18 protein-coding genes and 1 pseudogene are annotated in these 18309 nt (G+C 66.9%); 11 read left to right on the top strand and 8 right to left on the bottom strand.

Annotation, left to right across the window (positions count from 1 at the left end; all coding sequences use genetic code 11):
• Positions 1–106: 106 nt before the first annotated feature.
• Positions 107–1642: a catalase gene (locus ACFIMZ_RS06675; RefSeq protein ID WP_431821935.1), complete on the top strand. Its 1536-nt coding sequence runs from the start codon at positions 107–109 to the stop codon at positions 1640–1642.
• A gap of 98 nt (positions 1643–1740) precedes the next feature.
• Entirely contained in the window at positions 1741–2382 is a 642-nt protein-coding gene (locus ACFIMZ_RS06670; RefSeq protein ID WP_431821934.1) for an ankyrin repeat domain-containing protein, read from the top strand.
• Positions 2383–2434: 52 nt separating this feature from the next.
• On the opposite strand, the gene ACFIMZ_RS06665 is transcribed toward ACFIMZ_RS06670, so the two are convergent.
• On the bottom strand, positions 2435–3547 hold the full coding sequence (locus ACFIMZ_RS06665) for a S1/P1 nuclease (RefSeq protein ID WP_431821933.1): 1113 nt from the start codon (positions 3545–3547) through the stop codon (positions 2435–2437).
• Positions 3548–3875: 328 nt separating this feature from the next.
• Positions 3876–4775: a LysR family transcriptional regulator gene (locus ACFIMZ_RS06660; protein WP_431822437.1), complete on the bottom strand. Its 900-nt coding sequence runs from the start codon at positions 4773–4775 to the stop codon at positions 3876–3878.
• 243 nt (positions 4776–5018) lie between these two features.
• Between ACFIMZ_RS06660 and ACFIMZ_RS06655 the strand changes: the two genes are divergently transcribed.
• Entirely contained in the window at positions 5019–6134 is a 1116-nt protein-coding gene (locus ACFIMZ_RS06655; RefSeq protein WP_431821932.1) for an L-dopachrome tautomerase-related protein, read from the top strand.
• 103 nt (positions 6135–6237) lie between these two features.
• Positions 6238–7017: a glycine betaine ABC transporter substrate-binding protein gene (locus ACFIMZ_RS06650; protein ID WP_431821931.1), complete on the top strand. Its 780-nt coding sequence runs from the start codon at positions 6238–6240 to the stop codon at positions 7015–7017.
• 289 nt (positions 7018–7306) lie between these two features.
• On the opposite strand, the gene ACFIMZ_RS06645 is transcribed toward ACFIMZ_RS06650, so the two are convergent.
• From ACFIMZ_RS06645 to ACFIMZ_RS06625, 5 genes and pseudogenes are all read right to left on the bottom strand, one after another.
• Positions 7307–7621: a hypothetical protein gene (locus tag ACFIMZ_RS06645; protein ID WP_431821930.1), complete on the bottom strand. Its 315-nt coding sequence runs from the start codon at positions 7619–7621 to the stop codon at positions 7307–7309.
• Positions 7618–7938 carry a hypothetical protein gene (locus tag ACFIMZ_RS06640; protein ID WP_431821929.1) on the bottom strand — a complete coding sequence of 107 codons (321 nt, stop codon included), beginning with the start codon at positions 7936–7938 and terminating at the stop codon, positions 7618–7620. The genes ACFIMZ_RS06645 and ACFIMZ_RS06640 overlap by 4 nt, the downstream gene beginning before the upstream one ends.
• Positions 7939–7988: 50 nt before the next feature.
• Positions 7989–8339, bottom strand: coding sequence for a hypothetical protein (locus ACFIMZ_RS06635; protein ID WP_431821928.1), 351 nt, complete (start codon positions 8337–8339; stop codon positions 7989–7991).
• Positions 8330–8740, bottom strand: coding sequence for a DUF3592 domain-containing protein (locus ACFIMZ_RS06630; RefSeq protein ID WP_431821927.1), 411 nt, complete (start codon positions 8738–8740; stop codon positions 8330–8332). Before ACFIMZ_RS06630 ends, ACFIMZ_RS06635 begins: the two co-directional genes overlap by 10 nt.
• Positions 8741–8989: 249 nt before the next feature.
• A pseudogene (locus ACFIMZ_RS06625) lies at positions 8990–9106 on the bottom strand (Arm DNA-binding domain-containing protein); the annotation flags it as partial.
• Between the two features lie 769 nt (positions 9107–9875).
• Here ACFIMZ_RS06625 and ACFIMZ_RS06620 point away from each other — a divergent pair.
• From ACFIMZ_RS06620 to ACFIMZ_RS06590, 7 genes are all read left to right on the top strand, one after another.
• Positions 9876–10895: a LacI family DNA-binding transcriptional regulator gene (locus ACFIMZ_RS06620; protein ID WP_431821926.1), complete on the top strand. Its 1020-nt coding sequence runs from the start codon at positions 9876–9878 to the stop codon at positions 10893–10895.
• A 61-nt stretch (positions 10896–10956) separates the two neighbouring features.
• Positions 10957–11985 carry an ABC transporter substrate-binding protein gene (locus ACFIMZ_RS06615; RefSeq protein WP_431821925.1) on the top strand — a complete coding sequence of 343 codons (1029 nt, stop codon included), beginning with the start codon at positions 10957–10959 and terminating at the stop codon, positions 11983–11985.
• Positions 11986–12001: 16 nt separating this feature from the next.
• Entirely contained in the window at positions 12002–12826 is an 825-nt protein-coding gene (locus tag ACFIMZ_RS06610; protein WP_431821924.1) for an ABC transporter permease, read from the top strand.
• A 10-nt stretch (positions 12827–12836) separates the two neighbouring features.
• The gene (locus tag ACFIMZ_RS06605; protein ID WP_431821923.1) at positions 12837–13727 is read left to right on the top strand and encodes an ABC transporter permease; all 891 of its coding nucleotides are present in this window, start codon (positions 12837–12839) and stop codon (positions 13725–13727) included.
• A 13-nt stretch (positions 13728–13740) separates the two neighbouring features.
• Positions 13741–14772, top strand: a complete 1032-nt coding sequence (locus ACFIMZ_RS06600; RefSeq protein ID WP_431821922.1) for an ABC transporter ATP-binding protein — start codon at positions 13741–13743, stop codon at positions 14770–14772.
• 41 nt (positions 14773–14813) lie between these two features.
• Positions 14814–15638 (top strand): phosphodiesterase, encoded by an 825-nt coding sequence (locus tag ACFIMZ_RS06595; RefSeq protein WP_431821921.1) that lies wholly within the window; start codon positions 14814–14816, stop codon positions 15636–15638.
• A 218-nt stretch (positions 15639–15856) separates the two neighbouring features.
• Positions 15857–17059 (top strand): MFS transporter, encoded by a 1203-nt coding sequence (locus ACFIMZ_RS06590; RefSeq protein WP_431821920.1) that lies wholly within the window; start codon positions 15857–15859, stop codon positions 17057–17059.
• Between the two features lie 25 nt (positions 17060–17084).
• Here ACFIMZ_RS06590 and ACFIMZ_RS06585 read toward each other — a convergent pair whose 3' ends face one another.
• Entirely contained in the window at positions 17085–18203 is a 1119-nt protein-coding gene (locus tag ACFIMZ_RS06585) for an EamA family transporter (protein WP_431821919.1), read from the bottom strand.
• Between the last annotated feature and the right edge of the window lie 106 nt (positions 18204–18309).

Below are 18309 nucleotides of genomic sequence, written 5' to 3'. Positions count from 1 at the left end.
TTGCCTATCGCGTCCTTAACGAGATTCAATTGGCGAATCATCTGATGAACCTTTTACATTGGCGGCGTTGCTTCGCAACCCACCTCAGTCAAGGAACATCAACGACATGTCACACTCCGCGAACCGGCTTCTGCAAAGCGTGCTCGCCGCGACCTGCGTCGCGCTGAGCGCCTCTCCGTATGCCGCCGAACTCACGCGCGACAACGGCTCGCCCGTCGGCGACAACCAGAACTCGCAGACGGCCGGACCGAACGGTCCCACGCTGCTGCAGGACTCGCATCTCATCGAGAAACTCCAGCGCTTCGATCGCGAGCGCATCCCCGAGCGCGTCGTGCACGCGCGCGGCACCGGCGCGTTCGGCGAATTCGTGCCGAGCGCCGACCTCAGCGACCTGACGACGGCCAAGGTCTTCACGCCCGGCACGAAGACGCCCGTGTTCGTGCGCTTCTCGACCGTGATGGGCTATCGCGGCTCGCCCGAGCAGGCGCGCGATCCGCGCGGCTTCGCGGTGAAGTTCTATACCGAGCAGGGCAACTGGGATCTCGTCGGCATCAACCTGCCGATCTTCTTCATCCGCGACGCGATCAAGTTCCCCGACTTCGTCCATGCGAACAAGCCGAGCGCGGTGACCGGCGTGCAGGACCCGAACCTCGCGTTCGACTTCTTCGCGCACGCGCCCGAAGCGACCAGCATGCTGACCCGGCTGTATACGGACGAAGGCATGCCCGACTCGTACCGGCACATGGACGGCTACGGCGTGCACGCGTTCAAGCTCGTCAATGCCGACGGCAAGACGACCTACGTGAAGTTCCGCTGGAAGAGCCAGCAGGGCATGCACGGGTTCCGTCCGCAGGACATTCCGGGCTCGATCGGCGCGGACTGGAACCTGATGACGAACGACCTGTACGGCGCGCTGAAGGCCGGCAAGTATCCGAAGTGGGATCTCACGATCCAGGTGCTGAAGCCGTCCGACCTCGGCAAGTTCGACTACAACCCGCTCGACGACACGAAGGTGTGGGCCGGCATCCCCGAACGCACGATCGGCACGCTGACGCTGAACCGCGTGCCGGACAACTACTTCGAGTCGACCGAGGAATCGGCGTTCGCGCCGTCGCGGATGGTGCCCGGCATCGAGCCGTCGGAAGACCGGATGCTGCAGGGCCGGATGTTCTCGTATGCCGACACGCAGATGTATCGTCTCGGCGCGAACTTCAACCAGTTGCCGGTCAATCGCCCGCGCGTGCCGGTCACGAACAACAACCAGGACGGCGCGATGAACTTCGGCGACCGCAAGGGTGAAGTGAACTACGAGCCGTCGACGCTGAACGAGCTCGCGCAGAACCCGCGCTACAAGTACGCCGCGACGCCGCTGTCGGGTGCGACGCAGCAGGCCGCGATCCACAAGACGCTGAACTTCCGGCAGGCAGGCGAGTACTACCGCGCGCTGTCCGCGCAGAGCCGGCAGGATCTCGTGACCGCGCTGTCGGGCGACCTGGATCACGTGACGAACGATGCGAACAAATACGCGATGCTGTCGTACTTCTACAAGGCCGATGCGGACTACGGCACGCGCCTCGCGCGTGCGACGCACGCGGACGTGACGCGCGTGAAGTCGCTCGCCGACAAGCTCGTCGAGAACTGATCGACCGATCAATGCGAAGCAGCGAAGGCCGCGAGGCGGCCTTCGCTTTTCCAATCCGTCCGATCGCGCCGCGTGGCGACACGCGGCGCCTATTGCCGATGAACGACCGATTCCGAACCGCCCTCTTTCGCACGCTCGCGATCGCGTGCACAGCCGTGCTCGCCGCGTGCGCGCAGACCGCGCCGCCCGCGGCCGTTCCGCACCCGGACGCGCACGCCGACCTGCGCCGCTACGACGACGCATGGTTCGCCGCCGCGCGCCTCGGCCGCATCGACATCCTGCAGGCGCTCGTCGACGCGCATTATCCGCTCGACGCGACGACGCGCGAAGGCTACACCGCCGTGATCCTCGCGACCTACCGCGACCAGCCGCAAACGCTCGACTACCTGCTGCGGGCCGGCGCGGACCCGTGCGTCGGCGACCGCCACGGCAACACCGCGCTGATGGGCGCGCTGTTCAAGGGCGAAACCGCGATCGCGAAGCGGCTGGTCGATACCCGCTGCCCGATCGACCAGACCAACCATGCCGGCGAAACCGCGCTGTCGTTCGCCGCGCTGTTCGGCCGGCTCGATCTGCTGCCGGTGCTCGTCGCGCGCGGCGCGAATCCGGACCACGTCGATGCGCTCGGCCGCACCGCGCTGCAGAATGCGATCCTGCAGGGCAACGATGCGGCCGTCGCGGCGCTGGAAGCGGTCGGCGCGACGCCGAATGCCGACGTGACGCTGCGGATGCGGCCTTGATGGCCGACGCATGCGCGCGGCGCCCGCCCTGCGATCGCGCGTCGGCTGCGCGTCAGCCCGAGCAGGCCTTGCCGCCCGCCGCGCGATAGCCGTCCGCCTTCGCCTGAGCTTCGGACATGTAGACGCCGCTCCTCGTGTTGCCGTAGTACGGCGAGCCGGGACAGTGATACACGCCGGAACTCGTGTTCACCCACACCTGTGCCCCGCCGCCGCCCGACGAGCCCGGCGCCTGCAGGTTGGCTGCGTTCAGCACCATCGCGAGCCGCACGCCGGCACGGCTCAACTGCAGCGCGACGTCCTGCTGCGCGGTCGCGACGTAGTCGGCGGACAGCGCATAGGTGCCCGAACCGTCCGGCGCCGGCAGCTTGCCGTATGCATCCCGCTTCGCGACGTCGAACGCCTCGAGCGACCAGTCGCGCGGCGTCTGCGACTGCCAGGTCGCGAGCTGGCCCGACGTGATGTTGCCGATCAGTTGCGTCGCGATCGTGCCGGCGTCGCTGCCCAGCCCCTTGAGGAACGCCGTGTCCCAGTAGCTGTGCAGCTTCCCTGACGCGATGCCCGGCGCCGACGCCGTCTTGTCGTTGCCGCCGCGGTCGTTGTCGTCGCTCGAGTGCAGCGGCTGGTGCAGGTCGCCGACGAAATGCAGCAGGAACTGCAGCGCGAGCAGACGCTCGGCATCGCTGGTCTGCGGCGATGCGAGCTCCTTCGTGAACTGGTCGATCTTGTCGACCACGCATGCGTTCGCGGGGCCGGCCGACGCCGGCGTGCCGACCGGCAGCGGCGGATGCCCGTTGCACGCGGCGTCGATGTCGCCGTTGCTGATCTCGGTGTCGACGAAGTGCCAGTTGGCGGTGTCGGCATGCGTGGTGCGATAGCGGTCGGCCCAGGTCGCCTCGCTCGCGATGTCCGTCGCGGTCAGGCCGGTCGCGTCGTTCGCGAGCATCGCGTTGACCGCGGCGCGCGTCGTGGTGGTCAGGTAGTGATCGGCGATCGTCGCGACGATCTGATGCCCTTCGTCGCCCCACGCGAACGCGCGCGGAGCGATCGTCAGGAGCAGCGCGCCGCACGCCAGGTAACGGCGCGCGCGGTCGAAACGGCGGCGGCGCGGCTGGCGGTCCGGTTGCTCGGTCGGTGCGGCATGGGCCCTCGGTTGATGCATTGTCATTGTGCGTTTCTCCGGAGTTCCTGGATTGAGAAACGGCGCCCGATGCGGGCGACCGTCATCGTCATGACGACCAGAACGCGGGTCGGCGTGGTCCCGCCTGTATGCCTGCATCAATGGCATGACCGACACGCAGCAGCGCAACGCAGCCTCGACCGACGCGCACTGTCCGTCCCTACGCACCGGCAACGGCGAGCCGGTGTACAGCCAACGCAGCAATATACGCCGGGAACGTGACAGTAGCCGCGTCCCGCTTCTTCCTATGGGAGAACAAAGCCGACTTTCGAGGAGTGAGCCGTCATCGCATTCCGGCCAACCTCGAATCCGTTGCTTACGCGAGATAAGAGGCGATCCGGGATTGCAGAAAATCGCGCATTGCATTGACCGTCGGCGACAGCATCGTCCGATGCGCGCAGACGAGATGCAGCGGCGCCCCTTCCCCGTCGAATTCCGTCAGCGCCGCTTCGAGCCGGCCGGCGCGAAGATCCTCCAGCACATCGAGCCTGGACTTGTATGCAATCCCGCGCCCTGCCACTGCCCAGCGCCGGACCAGTTCCCCGTCGTCGCTGCTGCGGTTGCCGTGAACGCTGACCACGCTCGCGTCATTGTCGCGGAAGAACGTCCAGCGATCGTGCAGCGCGTCGCTCAGCGCGAACCGGAGACAGTTGTGCGTCGCCAGATCGGCTACCGTTTCGGGGCGGCCGTGGCGCGCGAAATACGCGGGTGATGCGCACAGCACGCGCCGGTTGTCCGGTGCGAGTGGAAGCGCCACCAGCGTCGAATCCTCGGGTACGCCGTAGCGTATCGCGAGGGCGATCGGCGCGCGGAACATGTCGGTCACGTGGTCTCCGATGCGGACCTGCAACGACACGCCCGGATATTGCGCCTGGAATTCGTCGAGCCATTCGAGCAGGACGCTGCGGCCGAGATCGGACGGCATGGAAAGCGAGACCGCGCCGCCGATCGTCTTGCGACCATGCGCCATTGCGTTGTGCCCCGCCTCGACCTGCTCCACGATCGTGCGGGCGTATTGCACATAGCGCTCGCCGTCCGGCGTGAGCCGCAAGCTTCGGGTCGAGCGGGCCAGCAAGCGCGTGCCAAGCTCGCCTTCAAGCCGCTTGAGTCCCGCGCTGGCGACGGCCGGCGTCAGATCCAGCTGGCGCGCCGCGGCCGAAAGGCTGCCGTTGTCCACTGCGGAAAGAAAAATCTGCAAGTCTTCCAGTTTGATCATCTTGGTGACGGGTCTCGCTTCCTGCTTTATCCAGACCGCTACTCCGGATCGCACATGCGCGCGCGCCGGACCGGGATAGCGGTCATTTTCAAAATTATCACGAAGCTGATTGTGCAGCCCGCGCCTGTTTCAGCTCGTCGCGCACGATCATAATTCGCCGCAACCGTGCATCCGCCGCATCGCATCACGCGATTTCACCTATTCTCCGGAAAGAAAATGCCTCGCCTCTTCAGAAGCCGCGCATTGGCCACGCTTGTCGCCGCCGTATTGAGCGGCAGTGCCCCGATCGCCCATGCCGCGACCATCTCCACGCGCGCCCAGGCGGCAGCGCCCCAGTCGACACTCGTCACTGTCCGGCAAAGCACGCAGATGCCATGGAATGCGGTCGCTGTCGACGCGCGCGGCCGCGTCATCGTCAGCGCGCCGCGCTGGACCGGCAATACGGGACCGGCGGTCGCCACGGTCGGGAAAGACGGGACGCTGACACCGTACCCCAATCACGAGTGGAACAGCTGGACGCCAGGTGGCGACGCTGCGCGCACGTTCGTCAGCGTGAACGCGATTCACCGCGACGCGCATGGGGATCTGTGGATCGTGGACACCGGCTCGCCCGATTTCGGCGGCACCCCGGTCGCGGGCGGCGCCAAGGTCGTTCACATCGATCCGCGCACCGACACGGTGATACGGGTCTACCCGTTTCCGACGGAAGCAATCCGCGCCCATACCTACGTCGACGATATCCGTACCAACGGACGTCACGCGTATCTGACCGACGCCGGCGAAGGCGCGATCCTCGTGCTCGACCTGGACGACGGCGGCGTGCGGCGGCGCTTCGACGGGCGATCGTTTACTCGCGCTCGCGCCGGCGACCGGATCGTCGTCAACGGCAAGGCGCTCACGTCCGAAGGCGGTCAGGCGCTGACGGTGAACGCCGACCCTCTCGAACTCAGTCCCGACGGCCGGTACTTTTATTTTGGTCCCCTGACGGGGCCGATGTCCCGGATCGAGACGCGCTTGCTCGACGACGATGCGCTCGGCGACGACGAACTGGCCCGGCACGTCACGACATGGTTCGACAATCCGCCGGTTGGCGGCACCGCGATGGGTGCGGACGGCAGCCTGTACTACACGCCGCTCGCCGACAACTCGCTGATGCGGCGTGCGCCGGACGGCACGATTTCGATGCTCGCGCGCGACCAGCGCCTGCGCTGGACCGATGCGCCGTTCCTCGACGGCAACGGGCATATCTATCTCCCGGTGCCGCAAATCGACGGCGCCCCTGCGTTCAATCACGGCCAGTCGACCGTCCGTTTTCCGGTTGCGCTCTACCGGCTCAACCTTCCCGACGGATTGAGGTAAGCACGATGAACATGCCCCCCTGCCCTGATGAGGCGGCACGGCGCGATCCACCCGACGTCCCGGCAGGCAAGCCGTGCCGGGCGTCATATCGGAGATACCTACGATGACAACGCAAGCAGAAGTACGTCTCGCCACGATCGATCTCTCCTTTCATCGCGCGGCATCGGGCGTTGTTCGCTCGATACTCGCGCGTCACGGCGTACCCGTGGTCGAGATCGTCGCACCGCATGAGAAGGCGTTCGAATACCTGCGCGACGGCACGGCGGACATGCTGTGCAGCGCGTGGCTGCCGGACAGCCATGGCGTCTATTTCGCCCCGATGGCCGAACAGTTCGAGAAGGTCACGGTGCTGTACCGGCCATACGCATATTGGGGTGTGCCGTCCTATATCCCGGGCGACGTCGTCGCGACGATCGACGACCTGCGCAAACCCGATGCAGTCGCGCAAATGGAAAAGCGCATCCAGGGCATCGGGCCTGGCGCCGGGATCAGCCGGTTTTCGCGAACCGCGGTTGCCCGCTACGGCCTCGCGGAGTTGGGCTATCACTTCGAGAACGGCACGCTCGACGAGTGCGTCGGCGTGTTCGAGGAAGCGGTCCGGCTCGGCAAATGGGTCGTGGTCCCGCTTTGGGAGCCGCAGTTCCTGCACGAGAAGCATGAGATCCGGCGTCTGGAGGATCCGCTAGGCATCCTCGGCGGCGCGGACGAGGCTACGCTCGTCGCTCGGCACAGCCTGATGCGAAAGCTGCCCGACGGCGCCGTGCGCGACCTGCGGAATGCAACCATCGGCAATGCGGAAGTCTCGCGTCTGGACTACCTGATCTCGCGGGACCATCTTGATCCGCTGGACGCGGCGCTGACGCTGCCGTGCAGGGTCGGCTAAGCGGAGATGGAGGCCTTGCGCACCGGCAACGGCGAACCGGCTCGGTTGTACTTGGGTGCGGGGAAAGCCTAATGACGCCCCACCGCATCATCTGACGAATTGCAGAAATCCTTGATGACGCTCCGGGTCGCCTCGAATTGCTGACACGTCCGAAAAAGCCCGCTATCTGCGGGCCGGGCCTCAGTCTTTCTAAGCGTTGCCCATCGCTGTTCTCACGAGCTTGTTGCAAAGCAACTTTCAGGGCTAGATGAATGGCGCGACAAATTCGCTCTTCCGTCCCGATAGAGACTTAGAGAGTATGACGAAAGTAGTCTTCAACGCTTCGCACCCGATCAAGCAACTCGTCATCTTCACACCACTCGCCCACAGCGCGGCTCAAACCCAACCCAGCCCCCGGCCGCGTTTCTCCGCGTGACGGACGAGGCAATTTATCGGCGCTCGCAGTACTACGCAAATCAACAAGATTTTCGATTAGCGTGTCGTATGACTTCACTAACCATTCTCCACCTCCAGCAGAAACCACTTCCTGCCGCTTTTTGTTCGCCACCGAAATCAGCTCTTCAATTCGGCGAACAAACTCTTGCAAATTTGTATCGATAGTCATTGCGGAATCTTCCGTGTCTCAACGATCCAAGACGGATCAAAGTCCTTGAAACGATATTGCAAGCCCTGCCCCAAGAAGCGCTCGCCAGTTTTGCCAACCTGCTCGGCCGCATGACCGACGTAAGCAGTAATGTCCGTGCCTTTTGGAACTCGCATTACCGTTACCACCTCACGCGAGCCCCACTCCGGAGGCAAGGCCAATCCTTGGTGTACATCTTTGATGGTCGAGAATTCATTACCTTGCTCCAGGGAAGTCCACCACTTTGCGCTTCGACCCTGACCGAGTGGCGTGTCAGCATGATAAGACACGAAAGTCATATCTTCCTCGAGCGGCCCAGATTGCAATTTATATCCCGGCTCGAAGTTCGCTAAATCTTCCTCAAAACCGCTTCAAAGTTCTTGCATTGCAATTCTTGACCACGGAATGCCTCGGTCATGTACACCGTGCCACCACTATCAAAGCCTTTTGTCGCACCGGTTCCACCGACGCTGCGTCCACGGGCATTGAGTTTCGGTAGCTCGAGCTTACCTAGCTTGAGCCATTTGAGAACGGGAAGAGACAATCCGCCCCCCATGCCCGCGTATTTGAACTGCTCAGGCTGGCCCGATGGTGGATCAAACATGATGACGCCGCCTGAAGCAAGAAGCAGCTCAACACCGCCTCCCCCTGCTCCAGCATCGTATTTCCACTCGCTTTCTCTCGGTGTCTTTATCCACATGGGTTATCCCCATACCTCGGCCGGAATGACTGGCCTGTCAACCCAGCATAAAGGAACGCGATCGTGAAGGCGGCTGATATAAGGGTCTCAAGCCACATGTTGGTAAACGTGTCAACTTCTGCTGTTTCCCGCGGCTTGTTCGGATCGTAGCGAACAGGAACAGAATCCCCAACTGCCACCGAGACAAAGCTCGCAGGAAACGATACTTGCTCGCCAGTTTGTGTCACAAAGGAAATCTTCGGGTGGCGCTTGCCATAGTTCAGCTGAACAACGGTACCTTGCGTTGCAACCGAAGATTTGATGAAGGCCAGTCTGTCGCTGAGCGAAATCAGCGTCCAGACCGCTACGCACAGACCGATCACCAGCGCAACGCAATTAAACTTGTATGCTTTACTGGTCACCGTTTTTCCTGATATTGAATGTTGCCCTCAAACTTCCTGACATGCGTCACAGAACCTTGCGCGGTTTGCCAAGAATGACGTCCATTCTACGCTCGTTCCAATCTGCTTCTGGTATTTACCGGAAGATGACGGCGTTTGCGAATCGTCTTTGAGTTGGTGGTCATTGCAAGGAAATCCACCTCGCCTGACAACTCAACCAAGCCGAAAATCTCCACTTCGGACCGAGACTAATTCTGGGTCAGGGTCAAATCGCCAGTATTTCCCGCCCGCTGGAGACACTTCGAGATACATTCCGCCGCCATCTGCGAGGCGGTACGGTTTTTCGCGGGGAGCGGCCTTTCGTATAGTGACGTCGGTCAGCGGCATGGTGCACCTTACAGCCCAAGGGGGAATTTTTGTTAGGGGCATCAACCATCAATCGAAATTCCCCCAAAGGTGCCCCCACATGCCCCCGGATTCACACGGACCGAACTGGACAAGCCAGGAATAAAAAAACCCGTGAAGCCTTTTGCTATCACGGGTTTCTGGATTTCCAAGGACGAGACTGGAATCACATTTGGTGCCGGGGACCGGACTCGAACCGGCAAGCCAGTTAAGGCGGCGGATTTTCGTCACACTGCTTCTTTCAAAGCCGGCCTCGTCTGGGCGATGCCGTTCGTGCGCTGGACTATGCCTTCGCCATCGCGCGCGGGCTCGCATGGTTGCCCGTGCGCCTTAGGCGCCCCCCGTCTAGTCTCTACACCTTCCTCGCGTGCGCCGCGAGGCTTGGCTCGGCGTTGCCTCGATGCTGCGCATCAGGGGTTTCGCCGAATTTGAAGGGTTCTGCACCGGCCGTTTCCGGCCGGGCACTCAATCTTTTAAGTCCGCTATGTTTACCAATTTCATCACCCCGGCAAGGGCGGACGGGATTCTACCACTGCTCGCGCGTGCGGTCCGCATTTGACCCTGTCGAACACGCCCGCTCCCGCGACTTCAACGCCATCCGCCGATACAATACGTGCGCTGCCCCCCCGCCGCATCCTTCACACGATTGCGCACGCCCGCCCGCCGATTTGCCCCCGATCGCGCGTCATCGGACGGTCATAAACGTTCTCGATAATGCCCTCGCCGAAAACGTTTACATCGCGCTTTCCTCATGACCCCGACCATCAAGGATGTCGCCGCACTCGCCGGCTTCTCGATCGCCACCGTGTCGCGCGCGCTCAACGCGCCGCATACCGTCAGCCCCGCGACGCTCGCCGCGATCCGCACGGCCATCGACACGCTGAAATTCCGCCCGAGCCCGCTCGGCCGCCAGTTGCGCGGCGAGCGCACGCGGTTGATCGGCGTCGTGCTGCCGACGCTCGCGAATCCGGTGTTCGCCGACTGCCTGCAAGGAATCGACGAACTCGCGACCGCGGCCGGCTTCAAGCTGATCCTGATGACGACCGAGTACGACGCGGCGCGCGAGCGCCACGCGATCGAAACGCTGCGCGAACAGCGCGTCGAAGGTCTGATCCTGACCGTCGCCGATGCCGACACGCATCCGCTCCTCGACATGCTCGACCACGACGGCCCGCATTACGTGCTGATGCACAACGACACGCAGCGCCGGCCGTCGGTGTCGGTCGACAACCGCCGCGCCGCCTACGACGGGGTGCGCATGCTGACGGCCCGCGGCCATCGCCGCGTGCTGATGCTCGCCGGCTCGCTCGCCGCGTCGGATCGCGCGCGGCAGCGTCATCTCGGCTATGCGCAGGCGCTCGAGGAAAGCGGCGTCGCGCCGCTGCCGCCCGTCGAGGTCGACTTCAACGCGCCCGAGCTGCCCGACGCGGTGCTCGCGCACCTGACCGCGCGCGCGACGCGTCCGACGGCCCTCTTCTGCAGCAACGACCTGCTCGCGATGGTCGTGATGCGCGGCCTCAGGCGCGCCGGCTTCTCGGTGCCCGACGACATCTCGGTGCTCGGCTTCGACGGCATCGCGATCGGCGAGCTGCTCGCGCCGCCGCTCGCGAGCGTCGCGACGCCGAACCGCGACATCGGCCGTCATGCGTGGCTGCGCCTCGTCGAAAGCATCGGCGGCGCGGCCATCGAGCGCACGTCGCGGATCCTGCCGCACGCGGTCCGCGAAGGCGCGACGGTCACGCCGGCCGATCGGCACGTGCGCGAAGCCTGATCGCACCGACCACACGACACGCGCCCCGCCGCTCCCCACCCGCTCACCCGGAGACCAGACCGTGACATTTCGACTGCCGTCCCTGCTGCGCGCGCTCGCCGCGCCGCTCGCCTGCGCCGCGCTCCTCGCAGGCGCCCCCGCCGCGCACGCGGAAGACACCGCGATCTGCTACAACTGCCCGCCCGAATGGGCCGACTGGGCCGCGCAAATCGCGGCGATCAAGCAGAAGACCGGCGTGCGCGTGCCGTTCGACAACAAGAACTCGGGCCAGGCGATCGCGCAACTGATCGCCGAACAGAAGAGCCCGGTCGCGGACGTCGTCTATCTCGGCGTGGCGTCGGCGTTCCAGGCGAAGGACAAGGGCGTGATCGCGCCGTACAAGCCCGCGCACTGGAACGACGTCCCGGCGAACCTGAAGGACCCGCAGGGCTACTGGTTCGCGATCCACTCGGGCACGCTCGGCTTCTTCGTCAACAAGGACGCGCTCGAAGGCAAGCCGGTGCCGCGCTCGTGGGCGGACCTGCTGAAGCCCGAATACAAGGGCATGGTCGGCTATCTCGATCCGTCGAGCGCGTTCGTCGGCTACGCGGGCGCGGTCGCCGTCAACCAGGCGCTCGGCGGCAGCCTCGACAACTTCAAGCCGGCGCTCGACTGGTTCCGCAAGCTGAAGGCGAACGCGCCGATCGTGCCGAAGCAGACCGCGTACGCGCGCGTGCTGTCGGGCGAGATTCCGATCCTGCTCGACTACGACTTCGACGCATACCGCGCGAAGTACAAGGATCACGCGAACGTCGAGTTCGTGATTCCGCAGGAAGGCACGATCGCGGTGCCGTACGTGATGAGCCTCGTGAAGGGCGCGCCGCATGACGCGAACGGCAGGAAGGTGCTGGATTTCGTGCTGTCCGACGAAGGCCAGAAGCTGTGGGCGAACGCGTATCTGCGCCCGGTGCGCGCGCAGGCGATGAGCGCCGACGTCGCGTCGAAGTTCCTGCCGGCGAGCGACTATGCGCGCGCGAAGGCCGTCGACTTCGGCAAGATGGCCGCCGGCCAGCAGGCGTTCGGCCAGCAATACCTGCAGGTCATGCAGTGACGGCGGAACGCGACCGATGCTCGACCTGACTTTCCCGCTGCGCTGGCGCATCGCGCTCGTCGCGCCCGCGCTCGCGGTGTTCGCCGCGTTCTGGCTGCTGCCGATGGCGTCGCTCGCGCAGGTGTCGGCCAACGGCGCGTTCTTCACGCAATACGCGGCGCTGCTCGGCAACGCGCGCTACCTGAGGAGTCTCGGCGAGACGGTCGCGCTGTCGGCGGCCGTCACGCTCGCGACGCTCGTGCTGTCGACGATCGCAGGCCTCTTGCTGGCGCGCCGCGAGTTCGCCGGCAAGCGCGTGCTGCTCGCGCTGCTCACCTTCCCGCTCGCGTTTCCGGGCGTGGTCGTCGGCTTCATGGTGATCATGCTCGCGGGCCGGCAAGGGCTGATCGGCATGCTGTCCGCGAAGCTCACCGGCGACAAGTGGGTGTTCGCGTATTCGGTCGCGGGCCTGTTCGCGGGCTACCTGTACTTCTCGATTCCGCGCGTGATCGTCACCGTGATCGCGGCGGCGGCGAAGCTCGATCCGTCGCTCGAGGAAGCGGCGCGCTCGCTCGGCGCGTCGCCGTGGCGGATCCTGTGCGACATCGTGCTGCCGGCGCTCGCGCCAGGCCTGATCGCGGCCGGCGCGATCTGCTTCGCGACCGCGATGGGCGCATTCGGCACCGCGTTCACGCTCGCGACCGACCTGAACGTGCTGCCGATGACGATCTATACCGAGTTCACGCTGAACGCGAACATCGCGACGGCCGCCGGCCTGTCGATCGTGCTCGGCGTCGTCACGTGGGCCGTGCTCGCGCTCGCGCGCCAGTTCACCGGCCACACCGCGGCCGCGGCCGCCTGAGGTCCATTCGATGCATTCGATTTCCGATTCCTCCGCGCCGTCGCCCGCCCCTGCCCGCGCGAACGGCGCCGCGCGGCGCGCGCCGCGCGTGACCGGCGCACGCGCGATCGCCGCGCTGCAATGGCTCGTCACGCTGCTGCTGTGCGCGTTCCTGATCGTCCCCGTCGTGATGTCGGTGCTCGCGGGGCTGACCGTCAACTACTTCCGCGGCCTGTCGAGCGGCCTCACGCTGCGCTGGCTCGAACAGGTGTGGCAGCAGTATCACGGGTCGGTCGCGCTGTCGCTCATCGTCGCGTTCGCGACGCTCGCGATCGTGCTCGCCGTCGGCGTGCCGGCCGGCTACGCGCTCGCGCGCAGCAAGGGCCGCTTCGCGCGCGTGATCGAGGAAGCGCTGGTGCTGCCGGTCGCACTGCCGGGGCTCGCGTCCGCGCTCGCGCTGCTCGTCGTCTACGGCGGCTTCAGCGCGTTCCGGACGAGCCTGTGGTTCATCGTCGCCGGCCACGTCGTGTTCACGCTGCCGTTCATGGTGCGCGCGGTCGCGGCCGTCGCGGCGGGCGCCGACCTGCGCACGCTCGAGGAAGGCGCGGCGAGTCTCGGCGCGTCGTTCGTCACGCGCTTCGTCACGATCGTGCTGCCGAACCTGCGGCCCGGCATCGTCGCGGGCGCGCTCGCGGTGCTCACGCTGTCGATCGGCGAGTTCAACCTCACGTGGATGCTGCACACGCCCGACACGAAGACGCTGCCGGTCGGGCTCGCCGACACCTACGCGTCGCTGCGCCTCGAAGTCGGCAGCGCGTACACGATCCTGTTCCTGCTGATGACGCTGCCGCTCCTCGTCGCGATGCAGTGGCTCGGCGTCGATCCGTCCGGCACGCGCGCGGTCAAGCGCGCACGGCGTTAGGGCCTGTTTGCATATGAAACTCGATTCGATCCCGATCACCCTGACCCGCTGCGCGAAGACCTTCCGCGGCACCCGCGTGCTCGAGCCGCTCGACCTGTCGATCGGCGCGGGCGAGACGCTCGTGCTGCTCGGGCCCTCCGGCTGCGGCAAGACCACGACGCTGCGCCTGATCGCCGGCCTCGACACGCCGGACGCCGGCGGCGCGATCCTGTTCGGCGGCGACGACGTCACCCGGCTTCCGATCGAGCGTCGCCAGGTCGGCATGGTGTTCCAGAACTACGCGCTGTTTCCGAACCTGACGGTGCGCGGCAACGTCGGCTACGGACTCAGGATCCGCAACACCGAGCCGCGCGCGCTGCGCGAGCGCGTCGACGACCTGCTCGCGATGATGCGGCTCGACGCGCACGCGGAGAAACCGATCGACCAGCTGTCCGGCGGCCAGCGCCAGCGGGTCGCGCTGGCGCGCGCGCTGGCGGTGCGACCGCGCGTGCTGCTGCTCGACGAGCCGCTGACCGCGCTCGACGCGAAGCTGCGCGACGCGCTGCGCCGCGAGATGAACGCGCTGCTGCGCGAGCTGGGCGTGACGACCGTCTACGTGACGCACGACCAGGCCGAGGCGATGGAGCTCGGCGACCGCATCGTCGTGATGAGCGCGGGCCGCATCGAGCAGATCGGCACGCCGCGCGACATCTACTACCGGCCCGCGAACCGCGCGGTCGCGCAGTTCATCGGCACGCTGAACCGTATTGCGGGAGAATGGCGAGACGGTGCGCTCGTGACGACGGGCGGCGCGCTCGTCACGCCGCACGCCGCCGACGAATGGTTCTTCCGGCCGGAGGACGCGCAACTCGCCGATCCCGCGCATGCGCCTCTGCGCGGCGCGATCAGCGGCTGCGCGTTCCTCGGCGAGCGCACCCGGCTCACGATCGAGCACGCGGCGCCCGACGCGCTCGTGATCGACGTGCCGGGCCGCATCGAGCTCGCGCGCGGCACGGCCGTCGGCATCGCGATCGCGGCCGACGGGCTGATCGCGCTCGGCGCGTGACGCACCCCACTTACGACAAAAAATCGATCCGAGGAACGACGATGTTGCTTGCCCAAATCAGCGATCTCCACATCAAGCGGCCCGGTCAGCTCGCGTACCGGCGCGTCGACACGGCCGCCGCGCTCGCGCGCTGCATCGCGCGCCTGAACGCGCTCGAGCCGCGCCCCGACGCGGTGCTCGTCACCGGCGACCTGGTCGATTTCGGCCACGACGACGAATACGCGCAACTGCGCGCCCTGCTCGCACCGCTCGAGATCCCGTACTACCTGATGGTCGGCAACCACGACGACCGCGCGGCATTGCGCCGCGCGTTCGCCGATCGCCGCGAATGGCAGGACGGCGAGTTCGTGCAGTACGCGCTCGACGTCGGCGCGGTGCGCGTGCTCGCGCTCGATTCGCAGGTGCCCGGCACGAGCGCCGGCGACCTGTGCGACGCGCGCCTCGCGTGGCTCGCCGGCCAACTCGACGCCGCGCGCGATCGGCCCGTGATCGTCGCGCTGCATCATCCGCCGTTCGCGTCGGGAATCGGCCACATGGATGCGCTGCGGCTCGCGCCCGCCGCCGCCGCGAAGCTCGACGCGCTGCTGCGCGGCCATCCGAACGTCGAGCGCGTGCTGTGCGGCCACGTGCACCGGACGATGTTCGCGCGCTTCGGCGGCACGATCGCGTCGGCCGTGCCGGCGCCCGCGCACCAGGTCGCGTTCGACCTGCGCGACAACGCGCCGTCGGCGTTCCGGCTCGAGCCGCCCGCGTTCGCCGTGCATCGCCATACGCCGGATGCCGGCGTGATCACGCATCACGTGTACGTCGACGAAGGCGACGGCCCGTATCCGTTCTACGAGCCGACGGGCGAGCTCGTCGATTGATCGCGGCCGCGGCAGCCTTTCCGGTGCCGCGGCAACCCTGACCGCTGCCCGCACCCCACCTGCTCCGCCGGGCCTGCGCGCTCGGCCGGGCGAGGCCTCGACCGGCACGTTTCGCACGGCTCCGGTATCATCGGCTCCCCCGACCGATGCCCGGCGCGCGCGGGCGCCAGCCGCCGCGCCCGCGCGGGTCACGTCATACCCGAGCGCCCCGAATCGCCATGTCTTCCGTCGCCCCCGACCGTCCGACCGACGCCGCCTCGCCCCACTATTCGCGCAGCCTGCTGTTGCTGCTCGCGACGATTGCCGGCGTATCGGTCGCGAACATCTACTACAACCAGCCGCTGCTCGACAGCTTCCGCGCGGCGTTTCCGGACCACGCGTCGTGGATCGGCGCGGTGCCGACCGCCACGCAGCTCGGCTACGCGGCCGGAATGTTCCTGCTCGCGCCGCTCGGCGACCGCTTCGACCGCCGCCTGCTGATCCTGCTGCAGATCGCCGGCCTGTCGGTCGCGCTGATCGCGGCGGCCACCGCGCCATCGCTCACGGTGCTCGCCGCGGCGAGCCTCGCGATCGGCGTGCTCGCGACCATCGCGCAGCAGGCGGTGCCGTTCGCTGCGGAAATTGCGCCGCCCGCCGCGCGCGGGCAGGCGGTCGGCGTGGTGATGAGCGGCCTGTTGCTCGGAATCCTGCTCGCGCGCACGGCCGCCGGCTTCGTCGCCGAATACTTCGGCTGGCGCGCGGTGTTCGGCGCGTCGGTCGCGGCGCTCGTCGCGCTCGCCGCGGTGATCGTGCTGCGCCTGCCGAAGAGCTCGCCGACGTCGACGCTGCCGTACGGCAAGCTGCTCGGCTCGATGTGGCATCTCGCGGCCGAATTGCGCGGGCTGCGCGAAGCGTCGCTGACGGGCGCCGCGATCTTCGCGGCGTTCAGCGCGTTCTGGCCGGTGCTCACGCTGCTGCTCGCCGGCCCGCCGTTCCATCTCGGGCCGCAGGCGGCGGGCCTGTTCGGCATTGTCGGCGCGGCGGGCGCGCTCGCCGCGCCCTATGCGGGCCGCGTCGCCGACAAGCGCGGGCCACGCGCGATCATCTCGCTCGCGATTGCGCTGGTCGCGCTGTCGTTCGTGATCTTCGCGCTGTCCGGCGCGAGCATCGTCGGGCTCGTGATCGGCGTGATCGTGCTCGACGTCGGCGTGCAGGCCGCGCAGATCTCGAACCAGTCGCGCATCTATGCGCTGAAGCCCGACGCGCGCAGCCGCGTCAACACGGTGTACATGGTGTGCTATTTCATCGGCGGCGCGCTCGGCTCGTCGGCCGGCGTCGCCGCGTGGCGCGCGTTCGGCTGGACCGGCATGTGCGCGACGGGGCTGGTGTTCGCCGTGCTCGCGCTCGCGTGCCACTACCGGGGCGGCAAGCGCGGCGGCTGAACGCCGGCAGCGCCGCGCGCCGCCGTCAGGCGTCGAATGCCGGCGCGCCGGGTACCGGCTTGGCGGTCGACGCGGGCGCTGACGCATAGGTCGTCACCGGCGTCGGCTCGGGTGCGGACGTCGGCGTCGGTGCCTGGGTCGTTGCAGGCGCCGCGGCGGGCGCCGGCGCGGATGCGGTCACGGGCGTCGAGACGCTCGCCGAAGCCGTTTGCGACACGCGCCGCCGCGCCGGGTCGAACACGAACGACAGCCCGACGCTGCCGAGGATCGCGACCGTCGCGATCACGGTCGCGATCGTCACGGGCTCGCCGAGCATCAGCGCACCGATCGCGACCGCGACGATCGGGTTCACGTACATGCAGCTGCTCGCGATGATCGGGCTCGTGTGACGAATCAGGTAGCCGTATGCGACGTACGCGGCCATCGTGCAGAACACCATCAGGTACAGGAACGCGAACGCCGGCCCCACCGCGAGGTGCTCGATGCGCTCGCCGAGCAGCCACGCGGCGAGCGTCGACATCAGGCCGCCGAGGCCGATCTGCAGCGACGTGGACAGGAACAGGTCGGACGGCAGCTTGAGCCGCGTCGACAGATGCGCGCCGCCCGCCCAGAACAGCGCGCCGGCCAGCACGCAGATCGTGCCGAGCGCCGAATTCGTGGCCGCCGCGCCGCCCGAATTCAGCACGACGATGCCGACCATCCCGAGCGCGACGGCCACCCATTCGCCCTTCGTCACGGGCCGCCCCGCGACGGCCGCGATCACGGTCGCGAACAGCGGCACCGTGGCGACCATCACCGCGGCCGAGCCGCTGCTGACGGTCTGCATCCCGAGCGCGATCGTGCCGGACGACAGCGCGACGAGCATCGTGCCGACGATCGCGGTGTTGCGGATCTCGACGAGCGTCGGCCATTCCGGCTTGCGCCGCAGCGCGAAGATGAACAGGCCGATGCCGCCGAGCAGGTTGCGCAGCCCCGACAGCAGCAACGGCGGGAACGACTGCAGCGCGAAGTGCAGGCCGCTGTAGGTCGAGCCCCACACGAAGTAGATGAACACGAGCGCGAGCGCGACGCGTCCGCCGCGGCTTTGCGGCAGGCGGATCGGGTGGCGGGCGAAGAAATCGAGGAGGCGGTCGAGCGGCGTCATCGTTCAGCCTGCCCGCACGCCGTGCCGCGTGCTCCGTTGAAAGACGCCGGGACAACCGGCAAACGGCCCGGGCGATACCGGGACGGCGGACGAAAACGTGCGGAAC

Source organism: Burkholderia sp. F1 (assembly GCF_050813845.1).
Classification (GTDB): domain Bacteria; phylum Pseudomonadota; class Gammaproteobacteria; order Burkholderiales; family Burkholderiaceae; genus Burkholderia; species Burkholderia ubonensis.
The sequence above is the reverse complement of the archived record's forward strand: the minus strand, read 5'-3'. Positions and strand labels throughout refer to the sequence as shown.